This is a genomic window from Glaciimonas sp. OK215 (genome assembly GCF_057787885.1).
In genome coordinates this window covers 1,745,056-1,765,121 of the sequence record NZ_CM173544.1, presented here as the reverse complement: position 1 = coordinate 1,765,121, position 20,066 = coordinate 1,745,056, and the positions used below count along the sequence as shown (strand labels likewise).

General features: G+C 59.0%; 19 protein-coding genes. 9 read left to right on the top strand and 10 right to left on the bottom strand.

Translation table 11 applies throughout. The features are described from left to right. Nucleotides 1-103 precede the first annotated feature (103 nt). The 5 genes from AC3CHX_RS07980 to AC3CHX_RS07960 all read right to left on the bottom strand — a co-directional run bounded on the left by AC3CHX_RS07980 (nucleotide 104) and on the right by AC3CHX_RS07960 (nucleotide 6,352). Nucleotides 104-559, bottom strand: coding sequence for a hypothetical protein (locus AC3CHX_RS07980; RefSeq protein ID WP_488643510.1), 456 nt, complete (start codon nucleotides 557-559; stop codon nucleotides 104-106). A 185-nt stretch (nucleotides 560-744) separates the two neighbouring features. After that, nucleotides 745-1,986, bottom strand: a complete 1,242-nt coding sequence (gene boxA, locus AC3CHX_RS07975; RefSeq protein WP_488643509.1) for a benzoyl-CoA 2,3-epoxidase subunit BoxA — start codon at nucleotides 1,984-1,986, stop codon at nucleotides 745-747. A 73-nt stretch (nucleotides 1,987-2,059) separates the two neighbouring features. Continuing rightward, nucleotides 2,060-3,487, bottom strand: a complete 1,428-nt coding sequence (gene boxB, locus AC3CHX_RS07970; RefSeq protein ID WP_488643508.1) for a benzoyl-CoA 2,3-epoxidase subunit BoxB — start codon at nucleotides 3,485-3,487, stop codon at nucleotides 2,060-2,062. A gap of 27 nt (nucleotides 3,488-3,514) precedes the next feature. After that, a complete protein-coding gene (gene boxC / locus AC3CHX_RS07965; protein ID WP_488643507.1) occupies nucleotides 3,515-5,173 on the bottom strand; it encodes a 2,3-epoxybenzoyl-CoA dihydrolase in 1,659 nt (552 codons plus the stop codon). 285 nt (nucleotides 5,174-5,458) lie between these two features. Then, a complete protein-coding gene (locus AC3CHX_RS07960) occupies nucleotides 5,459-6,352 on the bottom strand; it encodes a helix-turn-helix transcriptional regulator (protein ID WP_488643506.1) in 894 nt (297 codons plus the stop codon). 168 nt (nucleotides 6,353-6,520) lie between these two features. On the opposite strand from AC3CHX_RS07960, the gene AC3CHX_RS07955 reads away from it, so the two are divergent. The 5 genes from AC3CHX_RS07955 to AC3CHX_RS07935 are packed head-to-tail and all read left to right on the top strand — an operon-like array spanning nucleotide 6,521 to nucleotide 12,256. After that, nucleotides 6,521-6,994 carry a DUF4863 family protein gene (locus tag AC3CHX_RS07955; RefSeq protein WP_488643505.1) on the top strand — a complete coding sequence of 158 codons (474 nt, stop codon included), beginning with the start codon at nucleotides 6,521-6,523 and terminating at the stop codon, nucleotides 6,992-6,994. Nucleotides 6,995-7,045: 51 nt separating this feature from the next. Further along, entirely contained in the window at nucleotides 7,046-8,617 is a 1,572-nt protein-coding gene (locus AC3CHX_RS07950; RefSeq protein ID WP_488643504.1) for a 3,4-dehydroadipyl-CoA semialdehyde dehydrogenase, read from the top strand. 38 nt (nucleotides 8,618-8,655) lie between these two features. Continuing rightward, nucleotides 8,656-10,287 carry a benzoate-CoA ligase family protein gene (locus tag AC3CHX_RS07945; protein WP_488643503.1) on the top strand — a complete coding sequence of 544 codons (1,632 nt, stop codon included), beginning with the start codon at nucleotides 8,656-8,658 and terminating at the stop codon, nucleotides 10,285-10,287. A 15-nt stretch (nucleotides 10,288-10,302) separates the two neighbouring features. Next, on the top strand, nucleotides 10,303-11,109 hold the full coding sequence (locus AC3CHX_RS07940) for an alpha/beta fold hydrolase (RefSeq protein WP_488643502.1): 807 nt from the start codon (nucleotides 10,303-10,305) through the stop codon (nucleotides 11,107-11,109). A gap of 58 nt (nucleotides 11,110-11,167) precedes the next feature. After that, a complete protein-coding gene (locus tag AC3CHX_RS07935) occupies nucleotides 11,168-12,256 on the top strand; it encodes a porin (protein ID WP_488643501.1) in 1,089 nt (362 codons plus the stop codon). Nucleotides 12,257-12,358: 102 nt separating this feature from the next. Here AC3CHX_RS07935 and AC3CHX_RS07930 read toward each other — a convergent pair whose 3' ends face one another. Next, nucleotides 12,359-12,655 carry a DUF4148 domain-containing protein gene (locus AC3CHX_RS07930; RefSeq protein WP_488643500.1) on the bottom strand — a complete coding sequence of 99 codons (297 nt, stop codon included), beginning with the start codon at nucleotides 12,653-12,655 and terminating at the stop codon, nucleotides 12,359-12,361. A 321-nt stretch (nucleotides 12,656-12,976) separates the two neighbouring features. Between AC3CHX_RS07930 and AC3CHX_RS07925 the strand changes: the two genes are divergently transcribed. Both AC3CHX_RS07925 and AC3CHX_RS07920 read left to right on the top strand, forming a co-directional pair. Continuing rightward, the gene (locus AC3CHX_RS07925) at nucleotides 12,977-13,171 is read left to right on the top strand and encodes a hypothetical protein (RefSeq protein WP_488643499.1); all 195 of its coding nucleotides are present in this window, start codon (nucleotides 12,977-12,979) and stop codon (nucleotides 13,169-13,171) included. A 185-nt stretch (nucleotides 13,172-13,356) separates the two neighbouring features. Then, nucleotides 13,357-14,820 (top strand): pyridoxal phosphate-dependent decarboxylase family protein, encoded by a 1,464-nt coding sequence (locus AC3CHX_RS07920; RefSeq protein ID WP_488643498.1) that lies wholly within the window; start codon nucleotides 13,357-13,359, stop codon nucleotides 14,818-14,820. On the opposite strand, the gene cobA is transcribed toward AC3CHX_RS07920, so the two are convergent. Both cobA and AC3CHX_RS07910 read right to left on the bottom strand, forming a co-directional pair. Beyond that, on the bottom strand, nucleotides 14,817-15,581 hold the full coding sequence (gene cobA / locus AC3CHX_RS07915; RefSeq protein WP_488643497.1) for a uroporphyrinogen-III C-methyltransferase: 765 nt from the start codon (nucleotides 15,579-15,581) through the stop codon (nucleotides 14,817-14,819). The genes AC3CHX_RS07920 and cobA overlap by 4 nt on opposite strands. A 28-nt stretch (nucleotides 15,582-15,609) precedes the next feature. Beyond that, nucleotides 15,610-15,846: a hypothetical protein gene (locus AC3CHX_RS07910; protein ID WP_488643496.1), complete on the bottom strand. Its 237-nt coding sequence runs from the start codon at nucleotides 15,844-15,846 to the stop codon at nucleotides 15,610-15,612. 55 nt (nucleotides 15,847-15,901) lie between these two features. On the opposite strand from AC3CHX_RS07910, the gene AC3CHX_RS07905 reads away from it, so the two are divergent. Together AC3CHX_RS07905 and AC3CHX_RS07900 are read left to right on the top strand one after the other, a co-directional pair. Next, nucleotides 15,902-16,918 (top strand): PP2C family protein-serine/threonine phosphatase, encoded by a 1,017-nt coding sequence (locus tag AC3CHX_RS07905; protein WP_488643495.1) that lies wholly within the window; start codon nucleotides 15,902-15,904, stop codon nucleotides 16,916-16,918. Nucleotides 16,919-17,070: 152 nt separating this feature from the next. After that, entirely contained in the window at nucleotides 17,071-17,652 is a 582-nt protein-coding gene (locus tag AC3CHX_RS07900; protein ID WP_488643494.1) for a peroxiredoxin, read from the top strand. Between the two features lie 6 nt (nucleotides 17,653-17,658). On the opposite strand, the gene AC3CHX_RS07895 is transcribed toward AC3CHX_RS07900, so the two are convergent. Continuing rightward, nucleotides 17,659-18,570, bottom strand: coding sequence for a heme oxygenase-like domain-containing protein (locus AC3CHX_RS07895; protein ID WP_488643493.1), 912 nt, complete (start codon nucleotides 18,568-18,570; stop codon nucleotides 17,659-17,661). Further along, the gene (locus AC3CHX_RS07890; protein WP_488643492.1) at nucleotides 18,567-19,991 is read right to left on the bottom strand and encodes an aldehyde dehydrogenase family protein; all 1,425 of its coding nucleotides are present in this window, start codon (nucleotides 19,989-19,991) and stop codon (nucleotides 18,567-18,569) included. Before AC3CHX_RS07890 ends, AC3CHX_RS07895 begins: the two co-directional genes overlap by 4 nt. Between the last annotated feature and the right edge of the window lie 75 nt (nucleotides 19,992-20,066).

Below are 20,066 nucleotides of genomic sequence, written 5' to 3'. Positions count from 1 at the left end.
ATCTAATGCGGTTGCTGCTCCGTAGATGCTAAGCAGTTCGGTCGTCGTTAATTGAAACGGTGACTACTCCGTGGAAGCTAGTCGGGGGTGGCCCGACAGCCAGTCACTTTTCTTGCTTCGCCAAGAAAAGTAACCAAAAGAAGGCGACCGCAAAGCCGTTGCCTTCCCTTCGGTCAGGTTCCCAAATGAGTCGTCTGCCAGTCGGGTGGGGAAACAAACTCGCTTCGCTCAGACAAGTTTCCCCACAATTCCCGACTGACAGCCGCCCCATTTGGCAACGTCTCAATGCGGAATTCAAAAGCAACGTCAAAAACAACGTCAAAACCCACAGCCTCTGCAGTGAATCGAGGATTGTGTTTGCAAGCAGCGCAGCGTATCGAATTACTGCGACCCGCTTAACCCACCACGGAGCTCCGAGGGGTTGTTGTTGACGTTGTTGTTGCTTTTGATCTTCCGCATTGAGACGCTGCCAAATGAGACGACTGGCATTCGGATAAAGAGGGAAAACTTGTCTGAGCGCAGCGAGTTTGTTTTCCCTCCCGAATGACAGGCGGCTCATTTGGGGACCCTCCCAACGGGAGGGCAGTGGCTTTGCGGTCGCCTTCTTTTGGTTACTTTTCTTGGCGAAGCAAGAAAAGTGACTGGCTGTCGGGCCACCCCCGACTAGCTTCCACGGAGTAGCTACCGTTTCAATTAACGACGACCGAACTGCTTGGAGACGCATAGCCGGATCACATCCCATCATCAATAGGTCTCAACATGAAAACGACCTTCCCTAACCATGCCCGCATGCAGCCCCCCCCAATCCATCCCCGCCGCACCGCAGATGTCCCGCAAAGCCTCCATCACCCCGGCCTCCATTCCTTTCAGCCCGCAAATATAAATATAGGTATCGCCTCGCAGCAACGCAGCGACCGCGTCGCCAGCTTCCCGCATCTTGTCCTGGACGTAGGCGCGCGGCTGACTCTCGACGCGGGAGAACGCCAGATGCATGTCGATAAATGCCGGCGGCAGCTTCAGCAGCGGACCAAAATAAGGCAATTCTTCCGGTTTGCGCGCGCCGAAAAACAGCATCAGCTTGCCATCGACAGCCTGCCCTTTGCTGACCAGCCGCCGACGGTGTTCGGTCATCGCCCGCATCGGCGCCGAGCCGGTGCCGGTACAGATCATCAGCAGATTGGCAGTGCGATGGTTGGGCATCAGATAGTTGGCGCCGAACGGGCCGGTGACCTGCACGCTGTCGCCTTTTTGCAGATCGCACAGATAGTTGGAACCGACCCCGCGCACCGGCCGCCCCTCATGGTCTTCTGCGACGCGCTTGACGGTGAGCGACAGGTTGTTGTAGCCGTCGCGCTCGCCATCGCGCGGGCTGGCGACGGAGTACATCCGCAGATAATGCGGCTTACCATTGGCATCGGTGCCGGGCGGTATGATGCCGATCGCCTGCCCTTCGAGCGTCGGGAAAAACTGGGTGCCGAAATCCAGCACGATATGATGAATGTCGCTGTGCGTATCCGCTGCGGTCAGCCGATAATTGCCCGCTATCGTCGCCGTCACCGGATTTTTCAGCATGTACAGATTGACATACGGGTGCGCTGCCGACCATGGCGCCATGGCGGAAGACGACGAAACTGCAGCATTCACCTGCATGCCCGCCAACTCTGCGGCCGCACCCTCTTGTGCAGGTGTGATCTGCGCGTCGTCCGGCATTTCCTGCTGGGCCGGCAGATCGTCCCACCCGAACTGTTCTTCGAGCGAATACGCGCTGTTTTTCGACACCGTTCTCCAATGGTCGATCGACCCTGTCGGGCAGGGTGAAATACAGGCCATGCAGCCGTTGCATTTATCGACATCCACTACGTAATTGCGGCTGTCATGGGTAATCGCATCGACCGGGCAGGTCTCTTCGCAGGTATTGCAACGAATGCACACCTCTGGATCAATCAGATGTTGCCGGATAAATACGATCGGTTCGGGAGCATTCATGGCGGATCTCTTCAAAAAATGCGGTAAAGAAAGAAATGGGAGCGTTTTCCGACCGGCCCATTTCATTTGCTGCTTAGTTGAACCGGACGTACTCGAAATCGATAGCCTGGCGATTGATGCCGACGGGCGGCGGCGCAATCCAGTTCGCCATTTTCCCCGGTTCGACAACGCGGCCCATCAGCGACGCAACATAGGCACGGTCTTCTTCGCTTGGCAGCCAGTTGCGTACATTCGCCACCCATTCCGCCTCTGAAATCACGGTCCCGTCGGGCGCGATCTTGAATGCGGCCATGGGGCCGATATGCCGGTTAAACGCCTTGTGCGGCGTGACCAGACGGAAGCTCAGTCCGGCTTTTTCAATCACCCGGTTCCAGCGTCCGACACCGGCCACCGAGTCGCGGATATAGTCGTCGCGCAGTAATTCGTTGAGCGAGTTCAACATCGGCACCTCGCGTTCGACCAGCTTGCCGTTCGCCACTTCGAGGATGCGGTACTGGCTATTCTTCAATGAATGATCGTCATCGCGCTTCATTTCTTCGTAACGGCCTTTCAGGCCGGCACTGTAGAACGCGGCGGCATTCGACGATTGATCGGCGCCGAACAGATCGATGGTGACGCTGAAGTGAAAATTCAGATAGCGCTGGATGGTCGGCAGATCGATCACGCCCTTGGCACGCACTTGCTCCGGATCCTCGATGCCAAACTCTTTCATGACCTGGCAGGTACGGTTGATGACCCGTGAAATACCGGATTCACCGACGAACATGTGATGCGCCTCTTCGGTCAGCATGAAGCGGCAGGTGCGCGACAGCGGATCAAAGCCGGATTCCGCCAGCGCATTCAGCTGGAACTTGCCATCGCGGTCGGTAAAGTAGGTGAACATATAGAACGCGAGCCAATCCGGCGTCTCTTCATTGAACGCCTCGAGAATGCGCGGCTTGTCGGCGTCGCCCGAATTGCGCTGCAGCAGTGCTTCGGCTTCTTCGCGGCCGTCGCGGCCGAAATGCTTGTGCAGCAGATAGACCATTGCCCACAGGTGGCGGCCTTCTTCGACATTGATCTGAAACAGGTTGCGCAAATCGTAATTCGACGGCGCAGTCAGGCCCAGGTGGCGCTGCTGTTCCACCGATGCCGGTTCGGTATCGCCTTGCGTGACGATCATGCGGCGCAGATTGGCGCGATGTTCGCCCGGGACTTCCTGCCATGCATCCTGCCCCTTGCTCTCGCCGAAATTGACCTTGCGTCCCTGTTCGGCCTGCGCCAGGAAGATGCCCCAGCGATAGTCCGGCATCTTCACATGGCCGAAATTGGCCCAGCCTTCAGGTGTGACGTTAATCGCGGTGCGCAGATAAACGTCGTGGTTGGTGGAGCCATCCGGGCCCATGTCGCGCCACCAGTTCAGGTAATTCGGCTGCCAGTGTTCCAGCGCGCGCTGCAGCGTCTTGTCTTCCGACAGATTGACATTGTTTGGAATTGTTTCACTGTAATCGATTGTGCTCACGGTAAATTCCTTTCATCAGGGTAAATGTTAAACGCGGTTCATATCGAATTGCGCCTTGTTGCCGCTGCCGTAAACCTTCAGCGCACCGAGTTCGCCAACCGCGTTGGGGCGGATGAAAATCCAGTTTTGCCATGCAGTCAGGCGGCCGAAAATACGCGTTTCCATCGTCTCCTTGCCGTTGAAGCGCAGATTGGCTTCCAGCCCGGTCAACGCATCGGGCGACATGCTGGCGCGCTCCTCGAGCGCCATGCGGGTTTCATCGGCCCAGTCCAGTTCATCCGGATCGGCGGTGATCATGCCCAGTGCAAGAGCCTGCCCGGCATCGAGCGACTGCCCCAGCGTGTTGCGTACTGCGGCAATTTCAGCCGCGTCTTCATAGAAGCGGCGGGCGATACGCGATTGCGCGGTGACCATCGGCAAGCTGCCGAAATTGAGTTCGGATACGGCGATCCGCGGCGCCCGCTCCGGTGCATCGGGCAGCGCCAGCATGTAGCTGCGATCTGCGGCCAACGCGATTTCCAGTAGCGAGCCGACAAAACAGGAACCCTCTTCGATCAGCGCAAACAGCGAGCGCGACGACACGTCAAGCCGTGCAAACGTGCGGCGCATGAAGCCGATCGTCTCGCGCACCAGCCAGTGCGACTGGTGCGCCAGCAGTGTGGCATCGACATCCAGCACGGCTTGCGGATTGCCCTGCGTCTTCAGGATCCAGGTGCCGATCTCAAGCTCATTGGTGCGCATGTGCAGGATCGCGTCGTCCAGTTCACGCACCATTTGCAGCGGCCACCAGTGCACGCCTGCGGCTTCGATGCCGGCAATATCGGTCGGCTGCGTTGCGCTTGGGGCCTTGACGGTCAACACGGCGTTGCGCGCGGCGCGGTCGATCGCGATGCTGACATACTCGTAGTCAATCGACGTCTCGGTTTGCCTGCGCTTGAGCGGCGTCAGCTTGACGCCCTTGCCGTCAAGCGGGCGGTCGCTTGTTGCTGCCAGCGCCAGCGCATGTTCTTGCACTACCTGTTGGAATTGCTGCGGCTTTGCCACTTCATCGACCAGTTTCCAGTCCTTGGCACGCTGCCCGCGCACGCCTTCGGAAGTGGTGCAGAAAATGTCGGCGTGGTCGTGCCGCACTTTGCGCTTGTCGGTCAGGCGCGTCAGTCCGCCGGTGCCCGGCAAGACGCCCAGTAACGGCACTTCCGGCAGGCTCACAGTGGATGAGCGATCATCCACCAGAATGATTTCATCACAGGCAGCGGCCAACTCGTAACCACCACCAGCGCAGGCGCCATTCACGGCTGCGATGAATTTCAGACCCGAATGACGACTGGAATCTTCCAGGCCGTTACGGGTTTCATTAGTGAATTTGCAAAAATTCACTTTCCACGCATGCGTCGATTTCCCCAGCATGAAGATATTCGCGCCGGAACAAAAAATACGATCGCGACTGCTCGTCAATATCACCGTACGCACTTCCGGGTGCTCGAAGCGGATACGCTGGACGGCATCGTTGAGTTCAATATCGACGCCAAGGTCATACGAATTCAACTTCAGCTTGTAGCCTTCTTTCAAGCCACCGTCTTCATTGACATTCATGGTCAGGGTGGCAACCGGGCCGTCACATGCGAGGGTCCAATGTTGGTAGCGTTCGGGATTGGTTTCGTAATTGATTTGCGGCGAGGTATTCATGACGCTCCTTGGTAGCAAGATAGTACATCTGAGAATGTATAAGAGCACTATATTGCATGTTTAAATACGTGTAAAGCACTAAATTGCATTTATTTGCGAAAGAGATTGTCGATAGGCAATAGAAGGGGTTGGCGTATCAGAGCCGATGGCAGCGGTATAGGCGGGATGCGCCCGCCCGTGCCATCCTCATTTCCAGGCAGGAAGCAGCGGCGTTGCTAGTGGGATTGGTTCGAAGTTACCGGGCTTGCCACGCAGCGCAACGACTGGCGGCAAGCGATAGCTGAGTCAGGCGAAAGATCTGTCCCGGACCGTGCCGCGCAAGCGGTCGGCCAGGGTCAGGAAAGCGGTTTCCAGCGCAATGTCGCTGGTATTGAATATTTCATCGGCCTTGGAATAGAACGGGGCGCGGCTTTCCAGAATTTGCCGCAAATCATCCATTGCTTCGCGGTTGCCGGACATCGGCCGCGCGTCGCCTTGCGCCAGCACCCGCCCCATATGATCTTCAGGCGTCGCCTTCAGCCATACGGTATAGCAGTGCGACAGCAGCAAATTGAAGGTGGCCGGATCCGATACGATGCCGCCCGGGGTTGAGATGACCGCGTTCGGGAAGCGCTGAATGACGTCTTCCAGCGCCCGGAATTCGTAGCGGCGGTAAGCGTTTTGGCCATATAAGTTATGAATTTCGGCAACGCTGCAGCCGGCCAGCGCCTCAATCTCCCGGTTGAGTTCAATGAAAGGGACCATCCAGTTGTCCGCCAGCATCTGTCCCAGCGTTGACTTGCCCGCGCCGCGCAAGCCGATCAAAGCCACCCGCTGCCGCCGCGCCGATGCGCTGGTGGGCGTTTCGAACACGTTCGATAGCGCCGCGCGGGCCTGTATCAACTCCGCATCCGAGCGCCCTCGCAGTATTTCGCGAATCATCAGCCATTCCGGCGAGGACGTGGTTTCATCGCCGATCATTTCTGCCAGCGTGCAATTCAGTACCAGCGTCAATTGACGCAGGAACTGAATCGACGCATTTCCCACGCCGGTTTCGACGTTCGCCAGGTGCCGCTCGGACACGTCCGCCATGCGCGCCAGGGCCTTGCGCGTCAAACCGCGCCGGGAACGTAGCGTCTTCACGCGCTCGCCGAGCGCAATCAGAAACGGATCTTTGGGGTGTTCGGATTGGTTTGCCATAAATAAAGTAGTTAAAAAATTGTGTGCCGACCTGCCTATTTAACCATAGGCAACAGTATACAGCGAGAGGTGAAATATAGTTTATCGCACTCACTTGACACGAGCAATATAATGCATCTACACTAAAAACAAGATGCACTATAAATACTCGCACCTGGAGAACTAAAATTGGATGCAAACACTTTTCAGTCCCTCATCAGCCGTTTGACCGGCGACATTGCCGGCGTACCGCTCGATGCTTCCCTTGAAGCGCACCTCAACGCAGATCATGGCCCGGGCAGCGACATATTTGAAGCTATTTTCAATGCCTGCCGTATCGGCATCAAGGAAGGCTGGATGTGCAACCGGGAAGGCGGCGGGATTCGCTATGGCCGCGTATTGAAGGCAACCGAAGCGACTCATGGCTTCAGCGTCGATGTCGTCGACATGGAAAATCTGGCCGGCCCGCACCATAGTCATCCGAACGGCGAAATCGATCTGATCATGCCGTTGACGGAAGGCGCCTGCTTTGATGCCAATCCGGCCGGATGGTGTGTGTACGAACCCGGCAGCGCGCATCGACCGACGGTCACCAAGGGCCGGGCGCTGGTGCTGTATCTGCTGCCACAAGGGGCAATCGAATTCACCCCTGCCGTACCGTAACAGCCATGTCCGCCCCAGCGTTCCGACGCCATCATTTCTAAGGCACTTCCCATGAGCGAATATCTCCGCAACTTCCTGAGCAACGACTGGCAGCCTGAGGCTAGCCGTGTCACCAGTCTGCTTGACCCGATCACCGCTGAGCCGATTGCCCGCGTCGGCGGGCCTGCCGCCAATCTGGACGCGGGCTTTGCTTTCGCCCGCTCGCACGGCACTTCGGCATTGCAGTCCATGAGCTATGGCCAGCGCGCTGCCATGCTGGGCGACATACTGAAAGTGCTGCAAGTCAACCGCGACGCCTATTACGACATTTCGCTGGTGAACTCCGGCACCACCAAAGCCGACTCCGCCGTGGATATCGAAGGTGCCGCATTTACCCTTGGCTATTATGCAAAAATCGGCGCCGCATTCGGCGCTGCCAGGACACTGCTCGACGGCAGCGCTGCGGTCTTATCGAAAGACCAGCTATTCCAGTCGCAACACATCCTGGCCCCGATACGCGGCGTCGCGCTGTTTATCAATGCTTTCAATTTCCCGGCCTGGGGCCTGTGGGAGAAAGCCGCCCCGGCCCTGCTGTCGGGCGTGCCCGTCATCATCAAGCCGGCCACGGCAACCGCATGGCTGACGCACCGCATGGTGGCTGACGTGGTCGCAGCCGGCATTCTGCCGCCAGGCGCACTGTCGATTGTGTGTGGCAGTTCGGCCGGTCTGCTCGACGCCTTGCAGCCATTCGATGTCGTGTCATTTACCGGTTCGGCCGATACCGCCGCCATCATCCGCTCGCATCCGGCGGTCGCGCGCCATTCGGTACGCGCCAACATTGAAGCAGACAGCCTGAATTCGTCCATGCTCGGGATCGATGCCGCGCCTGGCAGCGCAGCATTTGATCTGTACGTCAGTGAACTGGTCCGTGAAATGACCACCAAGAGCGGCCAGCGCTGCACCGCGATTCGCCGCGCGCTGGTTCCCGCCAGCTATTTCGATGCGGTGGCGGAAGCGGTCGGCGCCAGACTGGCGGCCGTCAGCGTGGGCAATCCGAGGAATGCCGACGTGCACATGGGATCGCTGGTCAGCCGCGAACAGTTTGACAGCGTGCAGGCAGGCATTGCCAGGCTGGCCGGCGAAGCCGCCGTTCTGTACGACGGCAGTGCGCAAGCGTTGATCGACGCCGACCCTGCGATTGCCGCCTGTGTTGCGCCCACCTTGCTGGGTGTGCGCGATGCGGATCAAGCCGCGCTGGTCCATGACCATGAAGTATTCGGACCGGTAGCGACCTTGCTCGGCTATCGCGATACCGCGCATGCGCTGGCGCTGGCCCATCGCGGCCTGGGGTCGCTGGTCGCCTCCGTGTTCAGCGCGGACAACGCGTGGATGGCACAGGTCGGACGGGAACTGGCCGGCACGCATGGCCGCGTTCACATGGTCAGTCCCGAGGTCGGCAAAACCCAGACCGGTCACGGCAATGTGATGCCGGCATCGATCCACGGCGGACCGGGTCGCGCCGGCGGCGGCGAGGAGTTGGGCGGTTTGCGTGCGCTTGGCTTTTATCACCGTCGCGCCGCACTTCAGGGATCGTCTGCCACGCTGCAGCAGTTGACGCCCACGGCAGCGCACTGGAACGGTTGAGAAGCAACAGACGTGACAGTGATTACATTTTCTAGTCAATGACGCCATTTGAGCGCCCGCCAAGATGCGCAATAACAGGAGATAACGTGCCGGATTTATCCACTGCCGACCATAGCGTCAGCCCGCCAGTCATCGATATTCCGCGTTGCTACAACGCGGCCCATGACCTGATCGAACGCAATCTGCAGGCAGGCCGGAAAGACAAGCCTGCCTTCATCGACGACAACGGCGAATACACCTACGCCGAAGTTGCGCACAGGACCTCCGCATTCGCGAATGTGCTCAGGAAAATGGGCGTTGCGGCCGAGCAGCGCATTCTCCTGTGCATTCATGACACGATCGATTTTCCGACGGTTTTTCTCGGTGCGATCAAGGCTGGCGTCGTGCCCATCGCGGTCAATACCCTGCTGACCCAGGGTGACTATGAATACATGCTGACCGACAGTGCGGCCAGAATTGCGGTGGTGTCCGCCGCACTACTGCCGCTGTTCCAGCCACTGCTGGGCAAGGTGCCGACCCTGGAGCGCATTCTCGTCGCCGGCGGCAACCAGGTCCCGGATGGGCTCACCCCTTTGCTGAACCAGGCCAGCGGCGATTTTGAGGTCGTATCCACGTCGCGCGACGCGCCCTGCTTCTGGTTATATTCGTCCGGCTCCACCGGTGCGCCCAAGGGCACGGTGCATGTCCATTCCAGTCTGATCCAGACAGCAGAACTGTATGCCCGACCGATCCTCGGGATTAACGAAAACGACGTCATCTTCTCAGCCGCCAAGCTATTCTTTGCCTACGGGCTCGGTAACGGCCTGACCTTTCCAATGGCGGTTGGGGCCACGGCGATACTGATGGCCGAACGTCCGACCCCCGCCGCAGTCCTGGCGCGCCTGCTCAAGCATCAGGCCAGTATCTTCTGCGGCGTGCCAACCCTGTATGCCTCCATGCTGGCCATGCCGGATCTGCCTGCGCGCGCTGCACTCAGGCTGCGCCGTTGCATCTCGGCCGGCGAAGCGCTTCCCGAAGAAATCGGCAAACGCTGGTCCAGACACTTCGGCGTGGACATCCTCGACGGCATCGGCTCCACCGAAATGCTGCACATCTTTCTTTCCAATCGCTCCGGGGAAGTCCGTTACGGCACCACTGGCAAGCCGGTTCCCGGCTATCTCGTCCGATTGGTCGATGAAGACGACAAGCCGGTGTTGCGCGGCGAAACGGGTGAACTACATATTGGCGGCTCTACCAGCGCCATCCTGTACTGGAACAATCGCGAGAAATCCCGCAGCACCTTTCTCGGCGGCTGGACCCGCAGCGGCGACAAATACCGTGAAGACGAGGACGGGTATTTCATCTATGCCGGCCGCAGCGATGACATGCTGAAAGTCAGCGGCATTTACGTGTCGCCGATTGAAGTCGAATCGGCGCTGATTGATCACCCGGCCGTGCTCGAAGCGGCCGTAGTAGGCAAGGAGGACGACGACAGGCTGATCAAGCCGATTGCCTATATCGTGCTGAAGCCGGGCATTCAAGCGTCAGCCGCGTTGGAGGCTGAATTAAAAGCGCACGTTAAGGCTTGCCTGGCCCCCTACAAATACCCGCGCTGGATGACATTCGTCGACGAACTGCCGAAGACCGCAACCGGCAAGATACAGCGCTTCAAGTTGCGCGCCCAAGCGTAGAAAGGATACATCGGCATGCGCTCAGATATCCACAATAGCGGCATCCAGTTTGCCGAAATTCAATGGCGAAACAAGCAACTCAGGCTGGAGTATCAATGGGTCGGCGCCAGGCGTTCCGAGTACCCGGTGATCGTGTTTCTGCATGAGGGGCTTGGTTCGATCGCGCTTTGGAAAGATTTTCCCGAGACTTTTTGCCGGACGCACGGCTTGACGGGACTGGTGTTCTCACGCTACGGCTACGGCCGCTCCACCCCAAGGCCGGCAGAAGAGCGCTGGCCGGTCAGCTTCATGCATGAGCAGGCGCATGAGGTGCTGCCTGCTTTCTTCTCGCACCTGGGCATTACATGCCCCTGGCTGTTCGGTCACAGCGATGGCGCCTCGATCGCCCTGCTGTATGCAGCGCGTTTTTCGCAACAGCTCAGCGGAATTATCGTCGCCGCCCCGCATATCTTTGTCGAAGACATCACCATCGACAACATACGTGCCGCGCGTGAACTTTATCTGACGCGGGGTTTGCGTAGCAAGCTTGGCCGCTATCACGCCGATGCCGACTCCGCCTTCTGGGGTTGGAACGATATCTGGCTTGATCCCGCATTCCGTGCATGGAGAATCGTGCAGGAACTGAGCAGCATTACCTGCCCGATTCTGGCGATACAGGGCGAGGACGACGAATACGGCACCCTCGAACAGATCTACGGAATTCAAAGAATCGTTCCTGCTACACGGATCGTCGTTCTACCGCAATGCGGCCACTCACCGCATCGCGATCAGGCAGAAGCGCTCAGCCGGGAAGCTGCGCATTTTATTATCGGCAAAGTTTAAAAAAACCACACTGGCGGGAAATACAAAAGTCGTTTTACAACAAGGAGGAGACAGGCTTATGAAAAAATTAGTACATGGTGCAGCGGCGCTTTCGACGGTGCTTTGTTCTACCGCAGCGTTGTCGCAGTCGCAGGTAACGATGTACGGGATCATCGATACCGGCGTTGAATATGTCACCCATGCCAACGCGGCCGGCGATTCGGTAGTCAGAATGCCGTCGCTGACCGGGTCATTGCCTTCCCGGATCGGCTTCAAAGGCACGGAGGACCTGGGCGGCGGCTTGCAGGCGCTGTTCGTATTGGAAAGCGGCTTCGCGCCGGATAGCGGCAGCCTGGGGCAAGGCAATCGCCTGTTTGGACGCCAGTCGTATGTCGGCCTGAAGAATGGTTACGGCACCCTCATGCTGGGGCGTCAAGTGAATATGACTTATCTCGCCTCGCTCAAGGCAGATGTGATGGGGCCGAATATCTTTTCCATCAGCAGTCTCGATTCCTACCTACCGAATGCCCGCAGCGATAACGCGATCGGCTACCTTGGCACCTTCTCGGGTTTCACGCTGGGCGCAACCTATAGTTTCGGACGCGATGCCTCGTCTGCCGGCGGTCCGGCGGCGACCGGTTGCGCCGGGGAAATCGCGGGCGATGCGAAAGCCTGTCGTCAGGTAACCGGCCTGCTGGCGTACGACAGCACATCGTTCGGCATCGCAAGCGCCTACGATATTCTTGACGGTGGTCCGGGTGCCGCTGCCGGTTTGACCAGCAGCGCTTTCAATGATCAGCGAATTTCGCTGAACGGGTATTTCATGCTGGGTCAGACCAAGATCGGCGCCGGCCTGGTTGATCGGAAGATAAAAACCGCCGGCGATACCCATTCCGATTTGTATTACCTCGGCGCCAGCTATCCGTTTGCCAATAATTGGGTCCTGGATGCGCAAATTTCGCGTCTGAACGTCAAGGATACGAACAAGGTCTCCACCTTGGGAGTCGCGCGCGTGACATACAACCTGTCGAAACGCACGGCGTTGTATACGTCGCTTGGCACTATCCGGAATGCCGGTTCGGCAGCGGTCGCACTGGATGCCGGCGGTAGCGTGGGTGTCGGCTTGAATCAGGCCGGTGTCATGACCGGCATTCGCCACACGTTTTAAGCAAGCAGAAAGGCAGGACGCGCTGATCGACAGCGAACGCGCGCATCTGGTCAAACTGCTGCAAAAGATATTTTTGACGCACAGCGACGGATGCCAGCGCAGTTAACGCAGGAAGACCAGCTCGGCGTAGCTCGGATTGCCCGAACGCTGTAGGTTTGCCTGCTTCAGTTCATCCTGCACCTGCTGACGGGTCAATGTTGATTTCGCTGCCACGGGGACTGGATAGTCGTAGTCAGTGACAAGCAATCCCTGCTCGCGTGCCTGCTGCAGCTCGGCAATGACTTCGGCACGGGTTTTGGTCGATACGAACTTGCTTTCGGCCGGATACGGTGCGTCTGCAAACGCGGCACCGACAACGGTCAACAACACAAGGCCTGCGGATAGTTTTTTGATGTTCATGATGGCTCGCTAAAAGATGAATAAAAGCCAGGTTCCGATACGGCGCCTAGTTCAATTGCTTTTGTATTCACGCTAAGCCATATTCTATTTGTTCCACTTATTTAAAAAAATAGTGCATAGCGCAATGCTTTATTTCTATTTAAGAAATAATGGATGACCAGCCGCATGAAGCCTGTCAGCACATCACGACTAGCAGCCTGCTAAAGGTGCTTCCGAACGGCTGGGCGCAAAGCACTTCGTCGGATTTCAACTGTCATACGTGCGAGAGGCTTTGCTGGAAAAGCATCTGATACAGCCGAGTTAAAGATGGTGGAGTCAGCCATGTCATACGATGTCATTGAAATTAGCCTGGCCTGGTGGTTCAAGTGGTACATCGCTGGCGTCAAGTTCATATGCCTGATGACAGGCATGGAGCCAAACGAGCAAAAGTCGCTGTATTGGTGCAAGAAGGCTGTCCGCGCGCGCCGCAACGGCAAGCGCATCAAGGTTCTCCATGTCGACGATGGCAACGTCTGACACCGCAATGAGCAAGTTGCTGTCGAGAAAAACCGCTACGATCCGATCGATTCGGATCGATCCCCCCTTACGTTGGATGCCGGTCACGCCTTGTTGGTACACTATGGCGAGAAAAAAATCAGCCACGACATGCATTGCATGCCGTCGCCTCAATTGATATGTGCAGCTGGAAGAGGAGCAGGAAAATGTCAGCAGAAACACTAGACCCATCCGACTGGGATGCTTTTCGCCGTCAGGCGCACCGCATGTTGGACGACATGCTGGACTATACGCAGAATATTCGCGAACGCCCGGTCTGGCAGCCGATTCCCCAAGCTATTCGCGACACATTTCGGGAACCGTTGCCGCTGGACCCGTCCGATCTGGCGGCGGTTCATGACCGCTTCATGCGTGACATATTGCCGTATTCGGCCGGCAACGCGCACCCCGGATTCATGGGTTGGGTCAACGGTGGCGGCACCCCGGTCGGGATGCTGGCGGAGATGCTGGCAGCAGGCCTGAATACCAATCTTGGCGGGCGCGATCAGATCCCTATCGAAATCGAGCGTCAGCTGGTGCACTGGGTGCGGGATATCTTCGGCTTTCCGGAAGGGGCCAGCGGTCTGCTGGTGACCGGCACCTCGATTGCCAACCTGATCGCCATTCTGGTCGCACGCACCGCCAGGCTCGGGATCGGTGTGCGGCAGACCGGCCTTGCCAAAGCCGAAGCCGGAGCTGCGCTGGTCGGATATACCTCGAGCGCTGCGCATCTGTGCATTGCCAAGGCGATAGACATGGCCGGCCTGGGGCGCGAAGCGCTGAGAATCATCGACGTCGATAGCGCGGGACAGATGGATCTGGCCGCGCTCAGGTCCGCCATTGCGCGCGATCGCGCCGACGGACTAACGCCTTTCTTTCTGGCCGGAACAGCCGGGACAGTAGACATCGGCGCCGTTGACGACTTGAGCGCGCTGGCCGCTATCGCGCAGTCGGAGGGGCTGTGGTTTCATGTCGATGGCGCCTACGGGGCGCTTGCCATGCTCGCTCCCGAACTTGCACCGCGGCTGGCGGGGATCGAGCGTGCCGACTCGATCGCGTTCGACTTCCACAAGTGGGGACAAGTGCCGTATGACGCCGGCTTCATCCTGGTGCGCGACGGCGCGGCGCATCAGAGCACTTTCGACTTTCCTGCGGCCTATTTGCGCCGCGAAACACAGGGTTTGGCGGCGGGTTCGCCGTGGCCATGCGACTTTGGCCCCGACCTGTCGCGCAGTTTCCGGGCCCTGAAAACATGGGTAACGCTCCAGGTCTACGGGGTGCGCAGGCTGGGCGAGATGATTGCGCAGACATGCGCAGTGGCCCAGTATCTGAAACGCTGCATCGAACAGGAGCCGCAGCTTGAACTGCTGGCCCCGGTATCGCTCAACATCGTTTGCTTCCGATTTCGCGACGACAACGCTGATGCGCTGAATCGGCGGATTGCCGTTGCATTGCAGGAATCCGGCATCGCGGCGCCCTCGACGACTATCGTTAATGGCGCACTGGCAATTCGTGCTGCCATCGTGAATCACCGCACCGGTTTCACGGATATCGATGCATTGATCGCGGCGACACTTGCCTTTGGCCGGCGGGTGCGACAGGAAATGCATGAAGATGGGTCATTACATTAGCCAACAGCCTGATGCGACACATCCAGCGGCGCGGTTTGCAGCGCGCACCGCACCACATCGCCGATCACGATGATGCTCGGGCTGCCGAGTTGCGATGCTGCCAGCGCAGCAGGCAATTCGCCGAGGGTGGTAATCAGGTGCGCCTGCGCCGCCACGGTAGCGGATTGAATCACCGCGACCGGCGTCGCCGCCGCCTTGCCGCCCGCCAACAGTGCCGCCTGGATCTCGGCGCAGCGGGCCACGCCCATATAGATCACCAGGGTCAGGCCGGTTTGCGCCAGCAAGGCCCAATCCGGGTTCGCCTCCGGCGTCTTCCCGTGGCCTGTCACGAAAATCGCGCCCTGGCTCCAGTCGCGATGCGTCAGCGGCACGCCGATCGAGGATGGTGCCGCGAGGCCGCTGCTAATGCCGTTGATCACGTCGACCGCAATGCCGGCAGCCTGCAAGTGCTCGCGCTCCTCGCCGCCACGACCGAACATGAAGGGATCGCCGCCCTTCAGCCGCACCACGCAATGGCCGGCCTGCGCCTCGGCGATCATCAGGCGCTCGATGAACGCTTGCGGTGTCGACTGGCAGCCGCCGCGCTTGCCGACATGCACGATGCGGGCGCCGGCTTTGGCATGCGCCAGGATAGCCGGATTGACCAGATCGTCGACCAGGATCACGTCGGCGTCGGCAATCGCTTTGACTGCTTTCAGCGTGAGCAGGTCGGGATCGCCGGGACCGGCGCCAACCAGAAAGACTTTAGCGGGGTTTGTCATGATGGCATTCTTTGGCTTGTATGGTTCTCTATACAAGCAAACAATGTTCCACCACCACGGCAAGCGGCGTCGGTAGCGGCAACTTAGCGCGCAATAACGGCGCGCACTGTCCAGCCGTCGTGCCGGGATCGCCTGCTTGCGCCAGGAAAGGGATTGTGGCGGCGCCCACGGCCTGCGTCCGCACCAGAATTGTGCGTAGATGCCCTTGACCGATGCGAAAATCCGAGCCCCCTGAACCAGCTGCCGCAGCTACAATGGAAAGCATGTCGACCTGCTTTCCAATCCAAGCTCATGCGCACAGTTGCGCGGAAGCGTAAACCATGCCTGCATCCATCGCCCTCGGCCATGCCACGCTTGCCGGCAAACGCGGGCGTAACGAAGATTTCGTCGGCATGGTCACACCGAACGAACCCGACCTCACCAATAAAGGCTTGATCGCCGCGATTGCCGATGGCGTATCCGGTAACGAGGGTGGGGGCGAAGCGGCGGAATACGCGGTGCGTGGCTTGCTGAACGATTATTACGCGACGCCGGACGCCTGGTCCGTCACGCAAGCGCTCGACCGCGTGATCAAGGCGACCAATACCTGGGTCGAGCATCAGGGATCGGTGCGGCCGGAACTGGCGGGCATGGCGACGACCTTGACTTGCGTCGTGCTGCGCGACCGCTTTTATTACTTTGCGCATGTCGGCGATACGCGCTTATACCTGTTGCGCGGCGGCGTACTCACGTGCCTGACCACGGACCACGTCTGGGATCAGGCGGAGATGCGGCATGTGCTGACGCGCGCGGTCGGCCTCGATAGCCGGGTAACGGCCGATCACGGCATGGGTGAATTGCAGCAGCACGACGTCTTCCTGCTGGCCAGTGATGGTGTTTGGGCTGCGCTGACCGAATGCGACCTGACGCACCGGTTGTCGGAAACGCTGACTGGCGGCAACGCCCCCGAGCAAACCGCGCAAGCACTGGTGACGGCTGCGTTGGCGGCGGGAGGCAGCGACAATGCCAGCGCGCTGGTGTTGCGCGTAGATCAGTTGCCGGAAGAAAACCTGCGCGATGCGCTTTTCGGCACGCCGGTGCCGAAAAGCCGCCACCGGCCCGATCTGCCGCTCCGGCTGGAAAACGTGGTCCTGAAGGCGGTCGTGCGCGATCCCGCCGACCGCTTCGAGATCGCAGAGGAATTCCTGCCGGCGCTGGAACCCGGCGCGACGCGGCCGCTGCCAGCCAGCGTGCCGGTACCGCTGACCAAACGCAACCCGGTCTTGTTATGGCGCGCGGTTGCGGTCATATCTGTCGTCCTCAATCTGCTGTTGCTGTATCTGCTTGTGATGCGCTGATCCGCACCAGCGCCACCAGGAGCCCCTGGATCAATAAAATCTCTAAGGAAGGCGCCAGAAGGGAATTTTCGTTCAGGCTTTCACATCTGAACACTTCGTTGCAGGTTTATCGATTTATTCATCAACGCCAATCAACAGAAAGGACCATTTTTATGCCGATCATTAACCAACTGGATACTTTACCGGACGATCTGCCGATTCCGCAGGACGATGGGGCTTGCGATCACCTTGCGGGCATGGCGTTGCCGTCCATGCCCCTGCCCGCGACCGATCAGACGTCGATCGATCTTGCCGCACTCCCCGGACGTAGCGTGATATTCGTTTACCCGCGGACAGGTCAGCCGGGGCAACCAGCGCTGATCGACGATTGGAATAGTATTCCCGGTGCGCGAGGCTGCACCCCCCAGACTTGCGGATACCGGGACCTGGCGAGCGAATTCCAGAGCCTCGGCCATCGGATTTTCGGCATCTCGACGCAGACCACAAGCTATCAACAGGAAATGGCTGCTCGCCTGGCATTGCCTTTCCCGGTACTGAGTGACGCCGAGCTTCGGCTGACACGCTCATTGTCGCTCCCTACGTTTTTCGCGGCAGGGCAAGAGCTGATCAAACGGATGGCTTGGATACTGGAAGACGGGAAAATCATCAAGGTTTTTTATCCGGTATTTCCTCCCGATCGAAATGCGTCCGAGGTGCTCATCTGGGTGCGTGCACATCCCGTCTCCACCTCATAGGCCAATCTATACACCAACGAGACCGTCAAAAACGGCACGGAAAGCACGTGCGGCGCCACGCGCGCCGCACAACAGGGCAGCTACTTCTGCGGCTTGCGGCGGGCCCGTCTGCCACAGCCATCGCTCGAGCAGGATCTGGTCGTGCTCCAATCGGTAATCCAGGCAAGCGTGTTTGCATACGGCCTCGAACCCGGGGGCGGCAAATGGATACATGCGCGCGAATTGGGAAAATTGCAGGATAAGGTCTGCTTCGGTACGCACGGTGGAGGGTGCATGGAAAATGCCATAACAACCGAGATATGAAAATGGCTCCACGCTCATCTCAACCATATAGGCGATGAGTTGGCGGGTAGCCGGGAACGGTTGCGCCCGGACCAGCGCTTCAGCGCGCGCACCGCAGCGGCGCAAGCCCTCGGCAAGGATCGATGCGTGACCCAGTTCCTCGTGGTAATGCTGTTCGAGCAGCAAGCGGATTGCGGGGACCTTGCAACGCTCGAAAGCGATCCGATTATGCCAATCCGCGCCTGCGGTGCGGTGATACAACTGGGCCAGGAAGGCGAATACTTCTTCCTTGCTCGACTGTCCTGCCATAAAACGCGGCCAGAACAAGGAATGGAAAATTCCTTCCACCCACACATCGCACACGGCAAAAAAATCGCTCAGAAAAATATTGGCACTCGATGGCTCCAGAGCAACTCGGCAAACAATGCCGTGCGCTACCAGGGATTCTACGATGGCAGCGGGAAGATGCAGCGCACTAGCCGGCACGCCGTCTTTCAGTCTTTTGAATGCGCTCTTCAGGGCGGGCGCCATGCCACTGATCCGGACTGTCGCAACAGGTGCTTCAAAGCAGAACAGCTCGCCGTCGCAGATGCACTCGACGTGCGGCGCCAGGATGAGGAAGTGATCTGGGCTCACCGGTCTTCGTGCGCACCGTAGCGCGGCAATGCGTAGCCGTTTATGAGAACGCAGGTTGTCTTCACCTCCGTATATTGTTCCAAGCTCCAGCGACCGCCAATACGTCCCAGACCACTCGCACGCATTCCGCCAAAAGGCACCCGAATGTCGCGGATCACAGGGCTATTCACGCCGACAACGCCGCACCGCAGTTTACGCGCAAGCGCCAAACCGGCGGACGTATCTCCACACCAGACGGAAGCGGACAAGCCATACCGGGAATCGTTAGCCAGCGCTATGGCCTCGTTCTCGTCTTTGAACGGAATAAGCGCCGCGACCGGACCGAACACTTCTTCGTGAAACAGCGACATGGTCGGGTTCACGCCGGTCACGACTGCCGGGCTCAGGTAGCAGCCTCCGCTCGGATTGCCTGGTCGAATGCCGCCGCAGGCGAGTCTCGCCCCCTCGCGCTGTGCGGTGCGCAGGTGCTGCTCCACAGAGGCCAGGTGCGCCGCGTCGATCAGCGGGCCGAGTTCTGTAGCGGAATCGCATGGATCGCCGACGATGATCGCCCGCGTCCGCTCGATGAAGCGCGCAGCAAATTTTTCGTATAACCCGGCATGGACCAGCACGCGCGAACCGGCGGTGCATACCTCGCCGTTACTCGAAAACACGGAAAGCAAAGCACCATCGATCGCTTCTTCGATGCGCGCGTCTGCACAAACGATGGTGGGAGATTTCCCGCCCAACTCGAACGTGTTGCGCCGGAAAGCGTTCCGTCCTTGTGCAAGGATTGCCCGCGCTGTTTCGGTGCCGCCCACAAAACATAGTCCATCCACCGCTTCGCTTTGCGCAATCCACTTACCGGTCGACTCGCCATGCCCGTGCAGGATGTTGACGACGCCCGGCGGGAAATCGACGCTGGCGATCAGTTCCGCCAACAACGACAGGGAGAGCGGCGCACGTTCGGAACTCTTCAGTAGCACGGTATTGCCGGCCGCCAAAGCGGCAGCGAGGTTGATCGTTGCGACCGCAAGCGGGGCATTCCATGGCGCAAGGATGGCGATCACGCCAAGGGCTTCACGCTGCACAATTTGAAGATAGGCGTCGTCCATTGGAAAGCACTCGCCGGCAATCCGTTCGGATTCGTTGGCGAAATAGCGACAATGGGCAATCGCGCGCGGAACATGCCCTTGCAAGGTCATCTTCAACAGCATTCCGGTATCGGCTGTCTCGGCACGCGCCAGTGCTTCTTGATTGGCTTCCAGCACATCGGCCAGGTCGCGCAGCAAAGCCGCCCGGCTGGCTGCCGGCAAACCGCTCCAGCGTCCATCGTCAAATGCAAAACGGGCAGCACTAATGGCCGCTGTCACACATTCACGATCGGAACCGGGAGCAAGACCGATGAGTTCACCGGTGGCCGGATTGCGCGTCTCCAGCATGTCCTGCCTTCTCGGCCGCGCAAGGACACCGTTCACCAGCTCACAGAGGATGGGGGCCTTATTCACTCGTTATTC

Bases quoted from the DNA above. Each gene is read 5' to 3' on its own strand.
- AC3CHX_RS07980 (WP_488643510.1), bottom strand. From the start codon at position 559: ATGAGCCGCCTGTCATTCGGGAGGGAAAACAAACTCGCTGCGCTCAGA.
- boxA (WP_488643509.1), bottom strand. From the start codon at position 1,986: ATGAATGCTCCCGAACCGATCGTATTTATCCGGCAACATCTGATTGAT.
- boxC (WP_488643507.1), bottom strand. From the start codon at position 5,173: ATGAATACCTCGCCGCAAATCAATTACGAAACCAATCCCGAACGCTAC.
- AC3CHX_RS07960 (WP_488643506.1), bottom strand. From the start codon at position 6,352: ATGGCAAACCAATCCGAACACCCCAAAGATCCGTTTCTGATTGCGCTC.
- AC3CHX_RS07950 (WP_488643504.1), top strand. From the start codon at position 7,046: ATGAGCGAATATCTCCGCAACTTCCTGAGCAACGACTGGCAGCCTGAG.
- AC3CHX_RS07945 (WP_488643503.1), top strand. From the start codon at position 8,656: ATGACGCCATTTGAGCGCCCGCCAAGATGCGCAATAACAGGAGATAAC.
- AC3CHX_RS07940 (WP_488643502.1), top strand. From the start codon at position 10,303: ATGCGCTCAGATATCCACAATAGCGGCATCCAGTTTGCCGAAATTCAA.
- AC3CHX_RS07935 (WP_488643501.1), top strand. From the start codon at position 11,168: ATGAAAAAATTAGTACATGGTGCAGCGGCGCTTTCGACGGTGCTTTGT.
- AC3CHX_RS07930 (WP_488643500.1), bottom strand. From the start codon at position 12,655: ATGAACATCAAAAAACTATCCGCAGGCCTTGTGTTGTTGACCGTTGTC.
- AC3CHX_RS07925 (WP_488643499.1), top strand. From the start codon at position 12,977: ATGTCATACGATGTCATTGAAATTAGCCTGGCCTGGTGGTTCAAGTGG.
- AC3CHX_RS07920 (WP_488643498.1), top strand. From the start codon at position 13,357: ATGTCAGCAGAAACACTAGACCCATCCGACTGGGATGCTTTTCGCCGT.
- cobA (WP_488643497.1), bottom strand. From the start codon at position 15,581: ATGACAAACCCCGCTAAAGTCTTTCTGGTTGGCGCCGGTCCCGGCGAT.
- AC3CHX_RS07910 (WP_488643496.1), bottom strand. From the start codon at position 15,846: ATGCTTTCCATTGTAGCTGCGGCAGCTGGTTCAGGGGGCTCGGATTTT.
- AC3CHX_RS07905 (WP_488643495.1), top strand. From the start codon at position 15,902: ATGCCTGCATCCATCGCCCTCGGCCATGCCACGCTTGCCGGCAAACGC.
- AC3CHX_RS07900 (WP_488643494.1), top strand. From the start codon at position 17,071: ATGCCGATCATTAACCAACTGGATACTTTACCGGACGATCTGCCGATT.
- AC3CHX_RS07890 (WP_488643492.1), bottom strand. From the start codon at position 19,991: ATGCTGGAGACGCGCAATCCGGCCACCGGTGAACTCATCGGTCTTGCT.